The organism is Paenibacillus terricola (assembly GCF_014779765.1).
Classification (GTDB): Bacteria; Bacillota; Bacilli; order Paenibacillales; family Paenibacillaceae; genus Paenibacillus_T; species Paenibacillus_T terricola.
Genome location: NZ_JACXZA010000003.1, coordinates 428,770 through 448,550, shown reverse-complemented (window position 1 = coordinate 448,550; position 19,781 = coordinate 428,770). Strand labels below are relative to the sequence as shown.

The window sequence follows — 19,781 nt, the reverse complement described above, 5'->3', positions numbered from 1 at the left end:
CCAACCATGTTAAGCTTGCTGATTGTAGATGATGAATCGTCTGTTGTTGATACCTTAGCTTTTACTATAGATTGGGAACAAATCGATATTGAAACGGTCTATCGGGCCTATTCCGCCAATGAAGCGCTTCGGCTGCTGTCGACGCACTCCATTGATATTATGTTGGCTGACATCTATATGCCCGGTATGTCCGGCATCGAATTGATCGAACAGGTTCACAAGCATCACAAGCATGTGAAGTCGGTGCTGCTGTCCGGACACGCTGAGTTTCAATACGCTAAGCAAGCGATGACTTATAAAGTGTTCGATTATCTGCTTAAACCGGCCAGCGACGAAGAGATCATCCAAGTGATAGGAAGACTAGCGGAGCAAGTCAAACAGGATTGGCAGGATGTTATTTCCCATGACAAGGTCGTGAATACGTTAAAGGAAAGCCTCCCTGTACTAAAGGACAAGCTGTTGAACGAGCTTCTTGTCCAGCGGCAACCGAAGGATTCATTGGACTACTTGCTCTCGTTGTATGAAGTGCCGTTCCAGATCGGAGATTCGATGCACATGATGCTGATTCGTCTGGAGGAAAGCTTCGCGGAATACAACGACCGAGATATCTACCTGCTCGAGTACGCCATCATGAACATTGCCCAGGAGATATTCGCGGCTTCCTTCGACCTCTGGTCTTGCAGAGACACGAACAATTATCTCGTTATAGCAGCGCGCGGCAGGAAATCCACCGCCGGAGAAGCGATGGGCGAGGAAGCGAAGCGATTCGAAACGCTGGCGCTCCAGCTGCAGCGCAATATCGGTCTGTATCTGAAACGGGTGGTGTCTGTTCTCGTCAGCAAGAGCGGGGAATTCCCGAATGATGTGTACGCCCTCTATACGCATCTGGTTAACCAGGTAAGAAGCCGTCTAGGCAACGAGACGGGATGCTTCATACCAGGCGATATTCCAGATGTAGAGCTTGAAATGCAGCCTGTAACGCTTCTATATGAAACGCCGACCTTTCATCATTTGTTAGACAGTCATCAGTGGGAGGCGTTCTCCTTGAAGCTGGAGCAAGTGTTGAATAACCTAAAGCAGCAAACGAATCTGTCCGAGGAGCATGTCCAGGAAGCCTACATGGTCATTACAGGTGCGTTCTATCATTATGCACACAAGCATAATCGGCTGCTTAGCGAATTGCTGGGAGGCATGCATCTAGTTGATCGTACGGTACGCTCCGTTGCTCATTTATCGGAGTGGGCGTATCATGTTCTGGATAAATTTAAGATGGATGCCATTGTCGAACAGAGAAGCTCCAAGGATAAGCTGATCGGGAAAGTCAAAGATTTTATAGCCCGCAACATCGGAACCATTTCTCTGCAGACGATTGCGGATGCCGTGTTTCTGCATCCCGTATATTTATCCCGTCTCTATAAAGCGGAGACCGGCCAGAGCATAAGCGATTATATTCATGCGCAGCGCATGGAGAAAGCGGCGCATTTGCTTAAGGAAGAATCGATTCGCATCTATGAGATTTCCGAGAATCTCGGGTTTAAGAATGCTGCTTATTTCAGCAAAGTGTTTCGAGAGGAATTCGGAATGTCGCCGCAGGAGTATCGAGATCAAATTAAAGGGTGAGGCGAAAGTGAGCACGATGATTACAATATATGATATCGCATTGCGAGCAGGGGTCTCTTCAGCAACGGTTTCTCGGGTTATTAACGGACGTCCGGATGTAAGCAGGAAGACGCGCGCCGCGATTCTGGCTATTATGGATGAGCTTGGCTATCGTCCGAACGCAACGGCAAGGGGACTTGCCATGAAGAAGTCCAAAATGATCGGCGTGTTCATCTATGATCATCTGCATTCAGGACTTGTTCATCCTTTCCTGCAGGATGTGCTCTCCAGCTTCCAGCGTATCGTTGGCGACGAAGGCTACGATCTGCTTATTTTCACGAACAATAGCAAAGAAGTACAAATCGAAAATCAATATGAGCTGCGCGCAAGACAAAGAGATGTAGACGGGATATTGCTGTTTGGCATTGCTAGAGATGACAAACAGTTGGATCGTCTCGTTGAATGCGGGATTCCTTGCATCTCGATCGATCTTGATTTATATGGGCCGCGGGCTGGCTATGTTACTTCTGATAATGTGGCCGGTTCGACCCTAGCAGTCCAACATTTGCATGCGAAGGGTCATAGGCAGATTGCGTTTATCGCAGACATCTTCAACAGTAAGCCGGGGCAGGACCGATTCAAGGGATTCCAACAAGCTATGCGTTCTTTGGGTTGTACGATCAATCCGAATTGGATTACGCAGGCTGATTTTAGCGAATCCGGAGGATATGACGCTGTGACTAAGCTGATCGCTTCCGGCAATATGCCGACTGCGATTGTATGCGCCAGCGATTCCATGGCCATCGGGGCAAAGCATGTATTGGAAGAGAACGGATTCACCATCGGCAAGGACATTTCGATTGTTGGATATGATGATATCTCGGCGCTGTCTTATATCAAACCGGGTATTACGACTATTAAACAAAATCGCATGGAAATGGGGAGAGCTGCCGCGCAGGCTCTGCTGGAGCTTATCGATAATGAGAGCGCGGTTCCTCCAATTCTGTTTATCCCGCCTGATCTCGTCATGCGCCAAAGTGTACATGATCTGAATGAATTTTCGTAACCGATTACGAAATATGATAGGAAAGTGTTATGAAAATCGTAGAAAAGTTGAAATTGAGTTATTTAGGCCTTACCGATTACTGATTACAATAAAAGTACATCGCAAGACATATTCCATAATTCGGTGAGCATATCAAAAACATACGCATAATGCTGCAGGTTATGCCGTGTGCTTTTTTATTTCGTAACCGGTTACGGAACATTTCTGTGAATGGATGAAATTTATAATCAAGATCGGGGGAGCAAAGGTGAGTAAAAAGAGATTGTCTTTAGTACTTCTTTCCATGATGGTGTTCATGAGTGTGTTCCTGGCAGCATGCGGAAGTTCCAATAAGGAATCCGGTAAGACTGACCAGTCTCAAGAGGCGGGTACGGAGAAGTCGACCGATAATGCAACGAGCGGGGACAAGAAAGAGGATGTTACTTTGACGGCATGGATTATGCCGAACAGCCCTAAGCCGGATAAAGACTTTATGGAATTGGTTAAGCCTTATCTGGATCAGAACCCTAACGTCAAAATCAAGGTTACGGTGTTGGACTGGGGTTCGGCATGGACCAAAATTACGACAGCGGCAACAAGCGGAGAAGGCCCTGACCTTCTTCAGTTAGGAACGACGTGGGTACCTGCAATCGCTGCAATGAACGGTATCGAAGATCTGACGTCCAAAGTTGAAGAAGTCGGCGGAGAAGCGGGTTACTTGCCAGCGAGCTGGAATACGACGAAGATCGCCGGCAAACCGGAAGTGTACGGCGTACCTTGGTTCGTAGATGCAAGAGCAATGTTCTATCGCACGGATGCATTCGCTAAGGCGGGCGTAGATCCGGCAACGATGTTCAAAGATTGGGACAGCTTCAAAGAAGGCCTGAAGAAATTGAACGGCGTCGAAATCAACGGCAAGAAAATGTCTGCATTCGGTCTGTCCGGCAAAAATGACTGGAATGTAGCGCATAACATTTTCCCTTGGATTTGGGCAGCGGGCGGAGAAGTATATAACGCAGATAACACCGCAGCGGCGTTTAATAGCCCAGAAGGCTTGAAAGGCGTTATGTACTACACGGGATTGGCGCATGATGGTCTTGTCGATAAAACGTCCCTCGAGAAAAACTCCGCTCAAGTCGAGTCGGACTTCAGCGAAGGCAAATCCGCTATTATCGTATCGGGCGCTTATATGGTGAAAAACCTGATGACGCCTGCTGATCAAGGCGGCATGGGCGATAAGGAAGCTGCGAAAAACTTTGCGGTATCTCCGCTTCCGGCAGGCCCTGCAGGACAATCGACATTCATTGGCGGCAGCAACTTGACCGTCTTCAAAGGCTCCAAGCATAAAGACGAGACGTGGGATGTCATTAAGTTCTTGTCCTCCGACGAGGCGCAATTGAATTACTCCAAGATTACAGGCAACCTGCCAGGCAAGAAGTCGGTTATTGACTCTCTGGGCTCCGATCCTAACTTTGCTGCCTTCATCGAGGCAACGAAATACGGCAAGTCGTACCCTTCGATTCCGCAATGGGGTCCAACGGAGTCTGCTCTTGTCAAATATTTCGGCAATATCTGGGACGTTGTAGCCGGTGTCAGCGGTACGTACAATGAGGCATCCGTTCAAGCGCAATTGGATGCTGCCGCTAAGGAAGTTAACGCCATTCTGAATCAATAGAATCTTTCTACAAGTATGCTATCGGGCGTCGCGCCCGATAGCATACTTCATTACCGAATGCTTGCATGCAATAGAATCGAAGAAGAAAGCAATTTGCTCTTAGAGGGAAGGGTATGACTTTGGAAACAAGAACGGTATCAACGAACACTCCCCACAAGCGAACCTTTGGAACACGGCTCAAAGCGAGCTTTAAGGAGCATCGCTTTGCATACGGATTAATTTTACCTACACTGTTGTTTATGATGATGGTCCATATGATCCCTGTTGTACAAGGGATATGGATGTCGCTGCTGAAATTGAATCAGTTTACGTTAGGCGAATATCTCAAGGCGCCATTCGTTGGGCTGAAGAACTATTCCGATCTTCTATTTAATGAAAACAATCCGGTAAGGCAAGGTCTAGGATATGCCCTGCGTAATACGGCAATATATACCGTTGTTGTTACAGCTGCAGTTATGATGATTGGATTGTTCGTTGCGATTCTCTTGAACAGGGAATTCCCCGGTCGAGGGTTTGCAAGGGCGGCCATGCTGCTTCCTTGGGTTGTGCCTTCTTATGTAGTCGGCATTCTTTGGGGCTTTATGTGGCAAAAGGAAGGCATCATCAATCACATTTTGGTTGATGTTCTGCATTTGATGGACGAGAAGCCTTATTGGTTAATCGGTCCTAATACGATCTGGGCTATCATTATCCCATCGGTATGGAGAAGCTGGCCTTTCATTATGATCGTGTTTCTCTCCGGTTTACAGACGATTCCTGAAGATCTGTACGAGGCCTCCAGAATCGATGGAGCAGGCAAGGTCAGACAATTCTGGAGCATTACTTTGCCGCTTCTGAAGCCGATTATCGCTGTTCAACTCCTGTTCCAGCTCATTAGCAACGTATATTCGTATAACATCGTTGCCATGATGTTTGGCAATGGTGCCGGATATCCGGGCCAATGGGGCGACCTGCTGATGACAGCACTCCAACGGCAGACATTCGGTTACTGGTCGTTCGGCGCTGGTGCGGCTGCCTCATTCTTGCTAATGATCGGCATGCTTGTCATCGTCGGTATTTGGTACCGCATCTTTAGATCGGAGTTGAGAGCAGAATGAGTTACCGAATGGGCGCCAGAATGAAGAAAAAAGCAAGTTATTATGTGTTAAATATAATTACCTGGTTCATTGTTGCCATCATGGTATTTCCAATCTATTGGATGGTGAAGATCTCGCTGCATACCAACGGCGAGATTCTCGATGGCATCACGGGCTTCACTATTCCGAAGCCGCACTGGGTGAATTATATTGATATGTGGGACAATATCAATTTCTCCGATTTCTTCCTGAACAGCTTGATCATTTGTTCGTTAACGATGGTTCTGGCCTGCGCATTCGCCGTTATGGCGGGATATGCGCTTGCCCGCTTTAAATTCCCAGGTTCCGGAACGTTCGGCATGGGGGTTATTGCAACGCAGATGATTCCGGGCATCATGTTCCTTCTGCCGATCTATTTGATGTTCCTCTCGATCAAGGAAACGATCGGAATTCCTATGATCGACACGTATTGGGGAATGGTGCTGGTTTATACGGCATTCTATACGCCTATGAGCATATGGATCATGCGCAGCTTCTTTGTAGCTATCCCTCGGGATTTGGAGGAATCGGCAATGATCGACGGCTGCACGAGGTTCCAAGCATTCGTTAAAGTCATTCTTCCTTTATCCATGCCAGGCATTATCGCGACATGCGTCTATATCTTCTTAACCGCTTGGGACGAGCTATTGTTTGCTTGGGTACTGACGACAACGCCGGATGTGCAAACCATCCCGGTCGGCATTCGCTTGTTTGTCGGTCAATACAATAACCGGTACGATCTGCTCATGTCGGCAGCGACGGTCGTTACGGTTCCGATCATCGTAACGTTCTTCTTAACGCAGAAATATTTCATCCGCGGGATGACGGCCGGCGCGGTCAAAGGCTAAACCGGCATAGATAGATAAGAGAGAGATGCGAAAGAGGTTGGACTTTTATGAATAAAACGAAATTCCCAGCTTCATTCCTATGGGGAACGGCTACTGCCGCTTACCAAATCGAAGGAGCAGGCTCGGAGGATGGCAGAACGCCTTGCATTTGGGATCAGTTCGCAGCTATTCCTGGCAAAGTGTATGAAGCGCACAACGGAGACGTGGCATGCGACCATTATCACCGCTACAAGGACGATATTAAGCTGATCGCGGAATTAGGTTTTAAAGCGTACCGTTTCTCCATCGCGTGGCCGCGAATTTTCCCCGAGAAGGGGAAATTGAACCCTAAGGGGATCGAGTTCTACGCTAACCTGCTCAAAGAGCTTAAGAAGTATGAGATCATGCCTGCGGTTACGATTTATCATTGGGATCTGCCGCTGTGGATTCATGAAGAAGGCGGATGGACGAACCGGCAAACGGTTGAGTATTTCAAGGAATTCGCTTCGGTGTTATTCGAGCACTTCGGAGAAGACGTTCCGATGTGGATCACGCACAATGAGCCGTGGTGCGCATCCTTCCTTAGCTATGGACTGGGCGTGCATGCCCCTGGACATACGGATTGGAACGAAGCAACAGCCGCGGCGCATCATATCCTGCTGTCTCATGGCGAGGCGGTCCGTCTGTACCGTGAGATGGGGTATAAGCACCAGATCGGCATCACGTTGAATTTGACGTATCAGCATCCAGCGACCGGTTCGGAGGAAGACCGTATGGCTGCCGGAAGGGCGGATGGGTTTACGAATCGATGGTTTCTCGATCCCGTCTTCAAAGGTCAATATCCGGAAGACATGATGGAAGTGTTCGAGAAACAGAATGTATCCTTTGATTTTATCCATGAGGGCGACTTGGCGCTTATTAGCATCCCTTGCGATTTCCTCGGCATCAATTATTACACGCGCAACATCGTACGGAATAACCCGGATGACTTATTCCTTGGCGGCGAGTCCGTGAGAGGAACAGGAAGTCATACCGATATGGACTGGGAAGTATATCCCGAAGGTTTGTATATTCTGTTGACTCGGTTGAAAGCAGAGTACACGGATCTGCCTATATACATCACCGAGAACGGCGCTGCTTATGCTGACAATGAAGTGATAAGCGGCACTGTCCATGATGATGAGCGTGTCGAGTATTTCCGTCTTCATCTTAATGCTGTTGGCAAATTTATCGAGAACGGTGGAGACGCCGCAGGTTATTTCTGCTGGTCGTTCATGGACAACTATGAATGGTCCTTCGGTTACTCCAAGCGGTTCGGCATCGTCTACGTCAATTATGAGACGCAGGAGCGTTTACCGAAACTAAGCGCTTATTGGCTCCAAGATGTAATGGCGGCTAATACAATTGAATAATCGGGAATCGGAAAAAGGCCGTTTGCGATAACAATCGCAAACGGCCTTTGCTTATGATTGGGCTGCAGCTGAAGATTCATCTTCGAATGGAGTGAATTTCATCCATTGATACTCTGCGGTAATTGGAGACTCTCCGTCATAGTGACCAAGCCATTCGTCGACGCCTGTGCCGTTCCATAGATTCATCATGATTTTGCCTGGCGTAACGGGCAAATTGTCCGTCGCCGTATGAACAAGCTGACCGTCGATATACCATTTGATCGAGTCCGCCCGCCATTCGAATGCATAATCGTGGAAGTCCTCGGAGGCATCGAACCCAAGGTCTACAAGCTTCTCATGACCGCCTACGCCATCTGTATAATAGTTGAGCTGAACCTTGTTGGTATCTTTGCCAAGAAACTCGATATCGATCTCATCCCAAGCCGTGCCGAAGGATGGGCCGGTGTAAGTGAAGAAGGAGGATACGATGCCTATAGACTTGGCAGCCTTCATCCGAACCTCATATTTGCCATAGTGGTAAGTATCGAGCGTTTTATATTCCGAGCATAACTTCTGGCCCGAGTCCTCTGCGGTTAGCTTCAGCTGCATGCTGTCTTGCTGGAAACGAATATGATCCGCGGACCATGTGCAGTCAAATGGATTCCCGTTGGAGTACCCGGTGGACTTCTCCCATCGTTCAGCATTATCCACTTTGAAAGGCTGCACCCAGGTTTCTGCGGAGGCGTTCGCAGCCGATTTCGAAGCTGACTCCTTCTCTGAGCACCCTGTAACAAGCAGCATGAGCAGGCTCAAGCAAGTTAGCGACTTTCTTCCTATCATCTAATCCACTCCTAAAGATAAGTATATATTTATCCTAGGGGACAAACCTAAGCGCTAACAGAGCAAACATTTAACTATTGTAATAAATTATTTACCTGTTGAAACCGTTGAGGCATACCACGCATTAACTTCCTTCTCAATCTGACTTCCCCCGTTCGCCAACCAACGTTTAACGAATTCGTCGAAGAATGAAAGATCTTTCTTCCCGTACACAATCTGAAGATAGGTCTCATGCTCCATCTGCAGAAGCTGCTCCCATTTCTCCTTCATGGTTGCCGTCGGGGGGCCTCTGAACGCGGTGGGCATCCGACGAGATAATTGAGAGAGCAGCGCTTGCTTCTCTTCTGCGCCGACCATTGCATCCCAGCCGGAAGGGATTCTGGCACCGTCGTAAGTGAGCGTATACGCCGATACATGGACGTATCCACCGGGAATGAGGCTCCGGTCGGTCGTCGGTTTCCCACTGACGACCGTATAATCATACCCTTCTGCAAGCCCATATGCGTAATTCCCATCGCCAGTGCCTTGATGATCGAAGAGAAAATTCATATAGGTAAATAACAGCTTAGGATTAGCCATGTTCTTATTGATCAGTATTGCGCCGTTGCTAGGCGGATTGGCCCTGTAATAAGAGACGGGCGCTGGGCCGGTCGGCAGCGGGATAGCAATTATTCGTGCCTCAGGATTGTTTGCCTTCAGACTGTCCAGCGGCCAGTAGCTCATCCAGTGCGGGCCTACGATAATACCCGCTTTGCCTTGCGAGAATAAGTTAGCCGCCATTTCCTCGTCCTGCCACATCGCTTCATCGGCGATGTATCCGGCGGATTTCCACTTTCGAATCGTCTCCAGCCCTTGTTTGGCCTTTGCTTGAACGGAGCCATAAGAAAGGAAGTCGCCCTCCGTCGCATTCCACTGGCCAGGAAGTATGCCGTACATGCCGAATACCCAACTGATATCCGACATCCATGTATTGAACGAATTCTGCAGACTGGCAGCCAGTCCATACGTGTCGTTGATGCCGTTCTGATCAGGGTCCCGATTCGTGAATGCGTCGAGAACGCTTTCAATTTCGGGCAGCGTTCTAGGTATAGCCAGTCCTAAATTCCGAAGCCAATCCTCCCTGATCCACATGATCGTATCGGAATTGTAATTATAATCAAGAATCGGGATCGCATAGCGTTTTCCATTGCGGATGTAGGGGTACCAGACGGAAGGATCCTCTTGCATGGCGGATTTCCATACTGGAGAGGCGTACTGGTCGAATAAATCGTCGACAGCCATGAATTGTCCGGAATCGATTAAATCATGTACGATCTCGGTTCGAACAGGGACAATATCGGGCATTTCCCTTCCATTCAGAAGGTGAAGCTTGAGTTTAGTCGTGAACGTGCTTTCAGGAGCTGTCCATAAATATCGAATATGAATCCCGAGATGATCCCTCACCCATCGAAGATGCACATTGTCTTCAATGCTTTCTCCGTTCTTGAATTGAAGGGAAGGGCTCAGGCTGAAGACAGTCGTGATTTCAGATCCGTGCGGATCGCTCTGCGGATCGTTACTATTACCCAGTAAGTTTGGATGGAACAGAGAAAATGCAAGTGAAAGTAGTGCGGCAGACATAAGAGTGACGATGATTTTGACTCGATGTTTTCTCATGACAATCCCCCTTTCCCATTGTAGCATGCGCGGGGCGGGTAAGGTATGCACATTGCGAGATGAACCGCAAATGGTTAACGAATTCGTATAAAAGCTAAGGAGTAGTTATATCGGAACTTACAGCCTATTCCTATAATCTAGTCAATACAGAGAAAAGGAGAATGGGTTTGCAATGAAAAAACTATTCATCGTCTGCTTGATATTCACTACGCTGATGGCCAACGGATCCGCGATTTCATATGCCGATTCCGTTTCGAGCATCGACAAAGAGGCATTAAAGGATACCAAGGGGCATTGGGCACAATCGGTCATTGATAAATGGACGAGCTTTGGTGTAATTACCGGCTATGCGGACGGCGAGTTTCGTCCGAATGAAACGATGACCAGAGCAGGCATAACGGTCATGTTAAACCGTTTGTTCCGTGCTGAAGGAAAACCAGCCGATTATCGCGATGTGTCCGGCGAAGCTTGGTATGCGGAATCGATAGCGGCGGCGAGCACCGCTGGTTATATTACAGGTTACCCGGATGGGACGTTTAAGCCGAACAATGCGTTGACGCGCGCCGACGCAGCGGTCATTCTGGGCAAGGCGTTTCAATATCAAGACACTGGGTTGAAAACAGACGTTCTTCAAGCTTTCAAAGATCAGGCGAACATTCCGGGTTATGCACAGCCGTTTGTCACAATGCTTGTAGAATCCGGCTATGTCGCGGGTTATCCGGACGGAAAGTTTCACCCGGAGAGAAGCTTGACCAGGGCTGAAGCCGTTCAGTGGTTGGACAGGCTGGCAGGCCAGCTTTATAACAAAGCAGGCGTGTATGATACTCAGGAGCAGCTTTCCAACGCGATTGTGAATGCTTCAGGCGTCGTTATACGCAATAAGAACGTTACAGGGCAATTGTATCTTGCTCCGGGGATCGGAGACGGAGAGGCAAGCGTCGAGAAGAGCACGGTGAAAGGCCGCACATTCGTCAATGGCGGAGGATCAAACAGCATTCACCTCTCGGAATCCGATCTCGGAGCGGTTACGATAAACCGTCCGGGAGGATCGATCCGAGTCGTCATCGATAGCGATTCAACTGTCAAGGAGCTGAAGCTTCAATCCGCCAAACGGGCGAGAATTGAGGTTGCCGGACAGATTGGAACGCTTACGCTCGCACAATCTGCGGACATCGTATTAGCAGATGGCGCATCGATTCAGCAGATTATCGTGGAAAATGGCGTGACGGATCTATCGATCCAAGGTGGCGGCGTTATTGAGAGAATTACCGTTCTCAATCAAGGTGCCGTTATCAATGGAATAACGATCGATAGCAAGAAGGTTTATAGCTGGAACAACGGCAAAATAGAAGAAGCGAACAGTACGCCTACGCAGCCATCGGGAGGGCAAGGCTCGAACCCGAATGCGGGAAGCGGCAGCAACACCGGTGGGGAATCCTCATGGCTGCCTCTTGCCGCAGAAGGCTCCATCCATGGCACTACGAAAGTGAACGCTGCTGTTGCGGCCGGGAATCAGCTGGCAGTCAGGATTTCGAACGAGCCGATCTCCGCGCCGGCTGCGGGAGCAGCATTAGTTGAGGGGAGAACCGTTGCTTACCCTTATGAGCCTAATAGCGACCTCTCCGGCGTTGACGCTGAAACGAACAAATACCTCGGCGTGTATGAAGTGGACCGTAACAAGAAAATCGTTCGGTTCAAGGAAATCGTCTTGACCGCTTCGCAAATTCATTCGGAAGCCTGGAAAATGGTGTGGAACGACGAATTCGATGGCGACAAAATCGACCAATCGAAATGGAACTTTGTTCAAGGCGGCGGCGGATATGGCAACAATGAGCTGCAGAACTATACGAACCGTACAGACAATGCGAGATTGGAAGACGGCCAGCTTGTAATCGAAGCTCGCAAAGAGAATTACGGAGGCAATGCCTATACGTCGGCGAAGCTTACGACACAAGACAAGGGCGATTGGACCTACGGCAAGTTTGAGATTCGCGCCAAGATGCCTTCGGGTCAAGGCATATGGCCGGCGATCTGGATGATGCCATCCGACGAGAACCTTTATTCGGGATGGCCGGCAAGCGGCGAGATCGATATTATGGAGCTTCTGGGCCATCAGCCTAACAAAATCTATGGCACGCTTCATTATGGGGTGCCGCACGGAAGCTCGCAGGGCACTTACACGCTGCCTGGCGCTGAAAGCTTTGCAGACAAGTTCCATACCTTCACGGTAGAATGGGAGCCCGGCGAGTTCCGATACTACGTGGATGGCATTCTGTATTCCAAAATGAACGACTGGTTTACCAAAAATGTTCAAGAGGGCGGGAACTACACGTATCCCGCGCCATTCGACCGCGATTTCTTCATGCAGCTTAACCTTGCTGTAGGCGGAGGCTGGCCGGGCAATCCGGATGATACAACGGTCTTCTCTCAGAAGATGCTGGTCGACTACGTTCGCGTGTATGAGCTTGAAGGCGGGCAATATCGTAACCCTGTCGACCCTGCCGACGGCAGCGGCTCCGCGATTATCAGGGAGCCCGGCGCTGATGGCAATTATGTAACGAATGGCGGATTTGACGCCGGCCTGCAGGATGGATGGGTATTCCAGCCTTTCGCGCCGCCTGCGGATCTGTTCGGCGGCAGCGGGACTACCGTCCTCGATCAGGGCGCATTGAAAACAAGCATCGATAAGGAAGGCAATGAAACCTATGCCATCCAGCTGGTCCAAGCGAACCTGCCTATCGTGAAAGGCTCGACCTATCAATTAAGCTTCGATGCATGGTCGGAGGATGCTCGCGCGATGGTGGTCGACATCTCGGGACCGGACCGGAATTACAGCCGCTATCTGTCGGATCAGACCGTGCAGCTCTCGGATCAGAAGAAAACGTACACGTATACGTTCACGATGAAAACCGAGACCGATCCGAACGGACGTTTAGAGTTTAATATGGGCAAGGCCGGCGTGCTTCCTGTATGGCTGGACAATGTTCGCCTGATTCGGACGGCGGAAGCCGATCCTAACGAAGCGCGAGACGTTCTGCCAAGCGGTAACTACGTATACAACGGCACATTCGATCAAGGCAAAGATCGTTTAGGGTTCTGGACGATTGAAGGCTCGAGGGCGAAGGATGTTCAATATGCTGTAGGAAGCAGCATCGAGGATCGCCTTCTGCATATTCACTCGGAGACGTCTGGGCAAGCGGACTCCTTGCTGCTTAGCCAAGATCGCATGAAGCTTACGCAGGACAAATTGTACGTGTTGTCATTCGATGCCATGTCGGATGCTGACAGCACAATCACAGCGAAACTTATGAGCATGAAAGAGCCATCGGTATATGGTAAGCAATCGTTTACCCTTGGGAAGGATATGCGCAGCTATTCGGCTATCTTCACAATGAACGATGCAACGGAACCATATGGCAAGCTCGAGTTCGAGCTTGGAGGCTTGCAGGGCCATTTGGCAATGGATAATGTCGTGCTGAAAGAAATGGCTCCGCCTGTCGCGATTCAAGGCGTTACGCGAGTCGAAGCGGAGAACTACTCGGATATGTCCGGCGTGCAAAAAGGGGAAGACGGCAAAAGCGTAGGCTGGATTGACCCGGGCGATTGGATGCAATACATCGTGGATGTGAAGCAGCCTGGCAAATATAACGTATCCTATTTCGTCGCCTCGGGCTACGAGGGCGGAGGTTCCTTGACGCTGTTGACGAAGCCGGGAAGCGTATATACAGGCAACCTGCCGGTCGGCGAGATTACTGAAGCGGCTGCGGAACATAAGTATGAACTAGTCGTGCCGAATACGGGAGACTGGGGAGCATTCACAATCATGAAGCAGGAGGTCGAATTGAATGCCGGCATTCAGACGCTGCAGCTTTATGCTCCTCATGTGAACGTGGACTATATGATATTCGAAGGTCAGGGACAGGCCGGGCGATTGCAGAACGTGGTTCAGAACGGAACATTCGATCACGATGTCAGCAATTGGACAACGTACCAATCCGATAAGCTGTCGATCTCTGCGGAACAGGGCAGCATGAAAGTCCATCTTCCGGCACTTGAGCCCAATGCGTGGGATCAGCAGGTGTATCAGGAAGGGCTGGCCTTGCAGCAAGGAGTAGCTTATACGCTTTCCTTCCAGGCTAGATCGACGGTGGATCGACCGATACAAATCGGTGTAGGGAATATCGACCCGAATAACAATTATGCCTTTACCGATTATTTGAACGGCGCGAATCCGCAGTTCTCGTTGACGAGCGCGCCACAGACTTATACGTATACGTTCGTCATGAATCACGCTTCGGATACGAATGCGAAGCTGGAGTTCGATTTGGGACAACTGACGGTGGCAGGAGTGGTATACAATGAGGGCGGCGACATTTACCTGGATAACATCCGTTTAGTAGGTAGTCTCATTCAGAATGGCCAGTTCGATTCGAATGCCGATCACTGGACAGCCTATTGGGGCGATCAAGGGAATGGCTACTCGACAGGAAGCGTTGCACAACGCGGCGGCGAATTGGCAATCCAGATCGATACGACGGGAAGTCAGAATTGGAATCCCCAGATCAGTCAGGATGGCTTAAAGCTGGAGCAAGGGAAGACCTATCGACTATCGTTCGATGCGAGAGCGGAAGGCGAGCGGAAGCTCAATGTCGGCATCGGCAAGAAGCTGGATGCGGATCCTTGGTATAACGGCTACTTCGGCAGCGATGTTCAGTTAAACACGGATAAGCAGCATTTCACATTTACATTTACGATGAGCAGTGCATCGGAGGATAATGCGAGAATCGACTTTAACGTCGGAAAGTATGATCAATCCGGCTCCGAGTTGTCGGACGTATTCCTTGATAATGTTACATTGATCGAAGTTCAATAACAATGCAGTGGTCTGTTGAACCGTCCCCAGGCAAACTAGGGGACGGTTTCTCTATAATGGAGAATAATAGAGAACTCGAAGGGAATATAAACCAAGTGTAGTTATGTTCAAGAAATAATAGATCCCTCTTATTTTCTTTCATGGAATGGCGGCGGTATGATAATTCTATCGCATCTTTAAGAACAATTGAACGCATACCAAGTCGTCAAGGAGTTGTAATATACAAGATGGACAAACAAGCGTTGAATCCTTATCTTCCTTCATGGGAATACATCCCGGACGGGGAACCGCATGTATTTAATGATAGAGTTTATGTTTATGGCTCTCATGATCGGTTTAACGGGCATGTCTTTTGCTTGAACGATTATGTATGCTGGTCGGCGCCAGTCGATGATTTGGCTGATTGGCAATATGAAGGCGTCATCTATAATATAACTGACGATCCGCTTAATCCTGACGGCAGCATGTGTCTATATGCGCCTGACGTGACAGTTGGTCCGGATGGACGATACTATCTATACTATGTTCTTGATAAAGTTTCCATTGTGTCGGTAGCCGTCTGCGATACGCCAGCAGGCAAGTACGAATTCTACGGCTATGTCCGATATGCCGACGGAACGCGACTCGGCGAGAGAGAGGGAGATCAACCGCAATTCGATCCTGGGGTCCTTACGGAAGGCGAAAGAACGTACCTCTACACCGGCTTCTGTGCCATCGGCGACAAGTCTAGAAAAGGCGCCATGGCTACGGTGATCGGACCCGATATGCTAACGATAGTGGAAGAACCGGTATTCGTTATGCCGAGCCAGCCTTACAGCAAGGGCAGCGGTTATGAAGGACATGAGTTTTTCGAGGCGCCTTCCATTAGGAAAAAAGGCGATACGTACTATCTTATTTATTCCTCGGTCGTCATGCATGAACTGTGCTACGCAACTAGCCAGCATCCGACGCAAGGATTTGTCTACCAGGGCGTCATCGTAAGCAATAACGATCTTCACATCGATACGTACAAACCGGCGAACAAGCCGATGTATTATGGCGGCAACAACCATGGCGGCATCGTTGAGATTAGCGGAAAATGGTACATTTTCTATCACAGACATACCAATGGGACGAGTTTCAGCCGACAGGGCTGCATCGAGCCGATTTCATTCCGGGAAGATGGAACGATACCGCAAGTCGAGATGACCTCATGCGGCGCGAACGGAGGAGCGCTTGTCGGACGCGGCGAATATCCGGCGCATATTGCATGCAATCTATTCTGCGATGAGGAAGACAAGTATTCGGGCACATTCGGTGCATGGATGGATGGTCGATTCCCTAAGATTACGCAAGACGGCAAAGACGGAGATATGGAGATCGGATACATCGCCAACATGCGGGACTCCGCGACGGCAGGATTCAAATACTTCGATTGCAATGACGTTCGGAAAGTTAAAATCAAAGTGCGCGGATATTGCCGTGGTACATTCGACGTCAAGACGTCTTGGAACGGACCGACCCTCGGCAAGATCGAGGTTGATTTTACGAATGTATGGAAAGAATATGATGCCGATATCGCCATTCCGGACGGCATACATGCCTTGTATTTTACGTTTACGGGCATTGGCAATGCCAGTTTAGCTTCTTTTATATTGGAATAACCCGAATACTCCTTTCCGATAATACCTCTGCCATGAGAAACGGAAGGAGTATTTCTCATTAAGAATACGATTTGCATATCGCGTGCAAGTTAACTGAAATCTTCATTACTAGGAGAATGAATATGGCAGCATCTTTTGATCCCGAAGGCGACCTCTGCGTCGAACTGCATGCAATGTCCAACCTCCATTTCTCTTGCCAGATCTATGGCATCCATTGGCGCAAGGTTCGACAAGGCTGGTCTTATAAGGAACATGAGCATCCGTTATTGGAGCTTAACTTGGTATTGGAAGGCAGCCAAGTGATGCGGATTGGAGACAAGGAATATGCGCAAGGTCCGGGAGACTTGCTGCTTATTCCGCCGGGATGGACACATAGCAGCAGAGCAGAAGGGGAAGACGGCATGACTTTCTTCTGCCTTCACTTGAATATTGACGATCATTTCATGATAGAGCCGTTTTATCATTTGACGGACCTATTGCAACCTAGCAGTTCCGACTTGACGATGAGGCTCAGACCGCTGCTTGACTTATTCATAGAAGAAGCGTCCCGTCCGTCGGGGCACTCTTCGTCGCAACATCGAATCAGAATCCAAGCCAATTCCCTCAGCTTGATCGTCGCTCTAAGCGAGATGCTGATTAACGATGAGAACGGGTTTGTGAATAGAACGTTTAATGATGCGGAGAGGAGGACAATGCTTGGAGCGGTTCAGATGAGAGAACAAACGATGATGGAAAAGCGAGTACAGGATCTGTTCTATGGGACGCTTGGTGCGGACGCAGCGAATACGTATGAAGCGTTGCTCCCATCCTATCGTTGGATCAGCCTTTGTTCGCTCTCAAGGCGTGACACTCCTTATTGGGATAACAAAGATCGGGCGTTCGCAAGGTCGTTGTTGGAGGAGGTTCTGTCCCCCCTGGGCTCGGTCGTCATCATCGATGACTTATTGATGACAGCCGTCGTGTTCTCCAACCAAGTATCGGTCCCGCCCGTCGAACAGAAAATGCTGGAAGCGGAGAAGTCGCTGCAGAACAATGTGGACCCGAATCTCTGTGTAGGGTTTGGGGGTATAGCCTCGGATGTGCGTGAAGTCGGTTCCATGTACGAGCAGAGCCTGAAAGCATTCTCGGCTGATTCAATGGATACGGCTTCTGGAAGCAGAACGATTGAGTTCGTGAATCGGATGATCCGGCTCGCGATGAATCGGCTCGAGACGGAATATGCGAACGAGGACTTCTCTCTTGGCGTACTGGCAGAGTCCCTTGGTATTACCCCTAATTACTTAAGCGCGTTGTTCACATCGAAAACGGGAATATCGTTTACCCAGCACCTTACTCGTATTCGGATGGAACACGCTAAGCGGCTCTTAAAAGAGACCAAGTTGAAAATCTATCAAATTTGTAAAGAAGTCGGTTATTCAGATCAATCCTATTTCAGTCGGATATTCAAATCGCTTGAGGGAATGAGCCCTTTCGATTATCGAGAGCAACTAAGAATAGAATCGTAATGAATGGATAAGTCGAGGAGGTGAACGTTTATGTATAAGGTCCTGGTTGTGGATGACGAGCCGTTAATGCTGGAAGGCTGGATGACGATGGTGGATTGGGAAGCCTGCGGATACCAATTATGCGGCACATCAGCCAATGGCGAGGATGCGCTCGAATTGATTCGAACTTGTGATCCGGATCTGGTCGTGACCGACATCCGGATGCCAGTTATCGACGGACTGCAGCTGATTCGCATAATGAAGGAGGAACTGAAGCACAACGCCAAAACCGTAATCGTCAGCGGTTATTCTGAATTCGGTTATGCGCAGCAGGCTCTTCGCTATGAGGTGGATCATTACTTGTTGAAGCCTCTCGTTACAGATGAAATTCATAACATGCTTCTCGAGCTTGCGGGTCCTCTGGAGGAACGGCGACTAGTGGAAGCGTCCGACGTCAAGAATCAGTCCGCTGCCGTTGCGGCTGCCATTGTCGGTCTATTCCATGACAAGGGACCATCTGCAGTTGATACGGCCGCAAGATTACTCGGTACGAGCGAAAGAGCTTGCTACCGCTTGGTTATGGTCGAATCGCTCGCTGATCCTGGTGAGATTGATGGGTTCGAAGTTGGAGGCATCCAGCTTCGGGATCAGTTAGCTGAGTTCGCCGAAGCCTGCTGCAATGGCGGAGGGCAGGCATGGTCATTCGAGGAAGTGTCGGGCCGATTTGGCTTGCTTGTATGCGATGAAGACGGACTGGACGGGAAACTGCTCGAAGCTCGGTTGAAAGATGCAGCCGCCGGTTGCGGATGGTCGCTTCACAAGCTGGCGATCTATTGCAGCGGAAGCGCTTGGGAACTTGCCGGCGTTCGAGATTTGTATCGACAGACGATGGAGATTCGAAACCGCGAATCATTAAGGCACCAGGCGGGCATACATGTGTACCACGAACCTAAGGCTGCTGGTGAATGGCGGATGGATGAGATGATGACATACGTAGGAGCGCTTCTTCAGTCAATCGAAACGAACGATCAGGCTAAGATCGACCGCACCGTGAATGAATTCCTTCATCAGTTCGATAGAATGGGTGCCGAGAAGTACTGGATAAAGACGACCATTCGTCATATTCATGGCGAACTGCTTCGCCGATTCATAGAATCGGGAGCTAGTCCAGAGGAGACGGCCGAGCTCCGTCATATGTTAAGCGGGGTCGATAATGCCGGCAACGTTCCATGGACTGGAGACTCTCTGAAGCGACTGTGCATGCTTGCGGCCGAACGATTGACCGCGAGGGAATTGCCGGACCGAACGAAAGAGAGCGCCATCATGAAGGCGGTTGATTACCTAAAGCAGCACTTCCGCGAGAAAATTCGGCTTCAAGAGCTGGCGGACCGCTTCCATCTAACCCCGGCCTATTTTGGACAGCAGTTCAAGCGGGAGACCGAGTATAGCTTTAACGACTACATCCATCATCTTAGAATCGAAGAAGCGCGCAAGCTGCTTCGTCGGACCGATATGCTGGTGTCCGATATCGCTTTAACTCTGGGTTACCACGATACCGAATATTTTACGCAGAAATTTAAAGCTGTTACAGGTGAGCTGCCATCCTCTTTCAAAAACAAGCGGCAAGGGTGAT

12 protein-coding genes are annotated in these 19,781 nt (G+C 49.4%); 10 read left to right on the top strand and 2 right to left on the bottom strand.

Translation table 11 applies throughout. The annotated features are described in order from the left end of the window. The first annotated feature begins 6 nt into the window (after positions 1–6). The 6 genes from H8B09_RS14100 (at position 7) to H8B09_RS14075 (ending at position 7,673) form a co-directional block, all read left to right on the top strand. Positions 7–1,620, top strand: a complete 1,614-nt coding sequence (locus H8B09_RS14100; protein ID WP_191204155.1) for a response regulator — start codon at positions 7–9, stop codon at positions 1,618–1,620. Positions 1,621–1,636: 16 nt separating this feature from the next. Further along, positions 1,637–2,665 (top strand): LacI family DNA-binding transcriptional regulator, encoded by a 1,029-nt coding sequence (locus H8B09_RS14095; protein ID WP_191204154.1) that lies wholly within the window; start codon positions 1,637–1,639, stop codon positions 2,663–2,665. A gap of 247 nt (positions 2,666–2,912) precedes the next feature. Next, a complete protein-coding gene (locus H8B09_RS14090; RefSeq protein WP_318152618.1) occupies positions 2,913–4,319 on the top strand; it encodes a sugar ABC transporter substrate-binding protein in 1,407 nt (468 codons plus the stop codon). Between the two features lie 254 nt (positions 4,320–4,573). Further along, positions 4,574–5,416: a carbohydrate ABC transporter permease gene (locus H8B09_RS14085; RefSeq protein ID WP_224753594.1), complete on the top strand. Its 843-nt coding sequence runs from the start codon at positions 4,574–4,576 to the stop codon at positions 5,414–5,416. Next, positions 5,413–6,282, top strand: coding sequence for a carbohydrate ABC transporter permease (locus tag H8B09_RS14080; protein WP_224753593.1), 870 nt, complete (start codon positions 5,413–5,415; stop codon positions 6,280–6,282). Before H8B09_RS14085 ends, H8B09_RS14080 begins: the two co-directional genes overlap by 4 nt. Positions 6,283–6,329: 47 nt before the next feature. After that, positions 6,330–7,673 carry a GH1 family beta-glucosidase gene (locus tag H8B09_RS14075; protein WP_191204150.1) on the top strand — a complete coding sequence of 448 codons (1,344 nt, stop codon included), beginning with the start codon at positions 6,330–6,332 and terminating at the stop codon, positions 7,671–7,673. 51 nt (positions 7,674–7,724) lie between these two features. Here the strand turns inward: H8B09_RS14075 and bglS are convergent, their stop codons facing one another. Both bglS and H8B09_RS14065 read right to left on the bottom strand, forming a co-directional pair. Then, the gene (bglS, locus tag H8B09_RS14070) at positions 7,725–8,492 is read right to left on the bottom strand and encodes a beta-glucanase (RefSeq protein WP_397376068.1); all 768 of its coding nucleotides are present in this window, start codon (positions 8,490–8,492) and stop codon (positions 7,725–7,727) included. Positions 8,493–8,579: 87 nt separating this feature from the next. After that, complete coding sequence (locus tag H8B09_RS14065) at positions 8,580–10,148, bottom strand: extracellular solute-binding protein (protein WP_191204149.1); 1,569 nt, start codon at positions 10,146–10,148, stop codon at positions 8,580–8,582. A 172-nt stretch (positions 10,149–10,320) separates the two neighbouring features. On the opposite strand from H8B09_RS14065, the gene H8B09_RS14060 reads away from it, so the two are divergent. The 4 genes from H8B09_RS14060 (at position 10,321) to H8B09_RS14045 (ending at position 19,780) form a co-directional block, all read left to right on the top strand. Next, the gene (locus H8B09_RS14060) at positions 10,321–15,021 is read left to right on the top strand and encodes a carbohydrate binding domain-containing protein (protein WP_191204148.1); all 4,701 of its coding nucleotides are present in this window, start codon (positions 10,321–10,323) and stop codon (positions 15,019–15,021) included. 227 nt (positions 15,022–15,248) lie between these two features. Then, a complete protein-coding gene (locus H8B09_RS14055; protein ID WP_191204147.1) occupies positions 15,249–16,664 on the top strand; it encodes a family 43 glycosylhydrolase in 1,416 nt (471 codons plus the stop codon). A gap of 122 nt (positions 16,665–16,786) precedes the next feature. Beyond that, positions 16,787–18,169 (top strand): AraC family transcriptional regulator, encoded by a 1,383-nt coding sequence (locus H8B09_RS14050; RefSeq protein ID WP_191204146.1) that lies wholly within the window; start codon positions 16,787–16,789, stop codon positions 18,167–18,169. 30 nt (positions 18,170–18,199) lie between these two features. Next, complete coding sequence (locus H8B09_RS14045; protein WP_191204145.1) at positions 18,200–19,780, top strand: response regulator; 1,581 nt, start codon at positions 18,200–18,202, stop codon at positions 19,778–19,780. Position 19,781 lies beyond the last annotated feature (1 nt).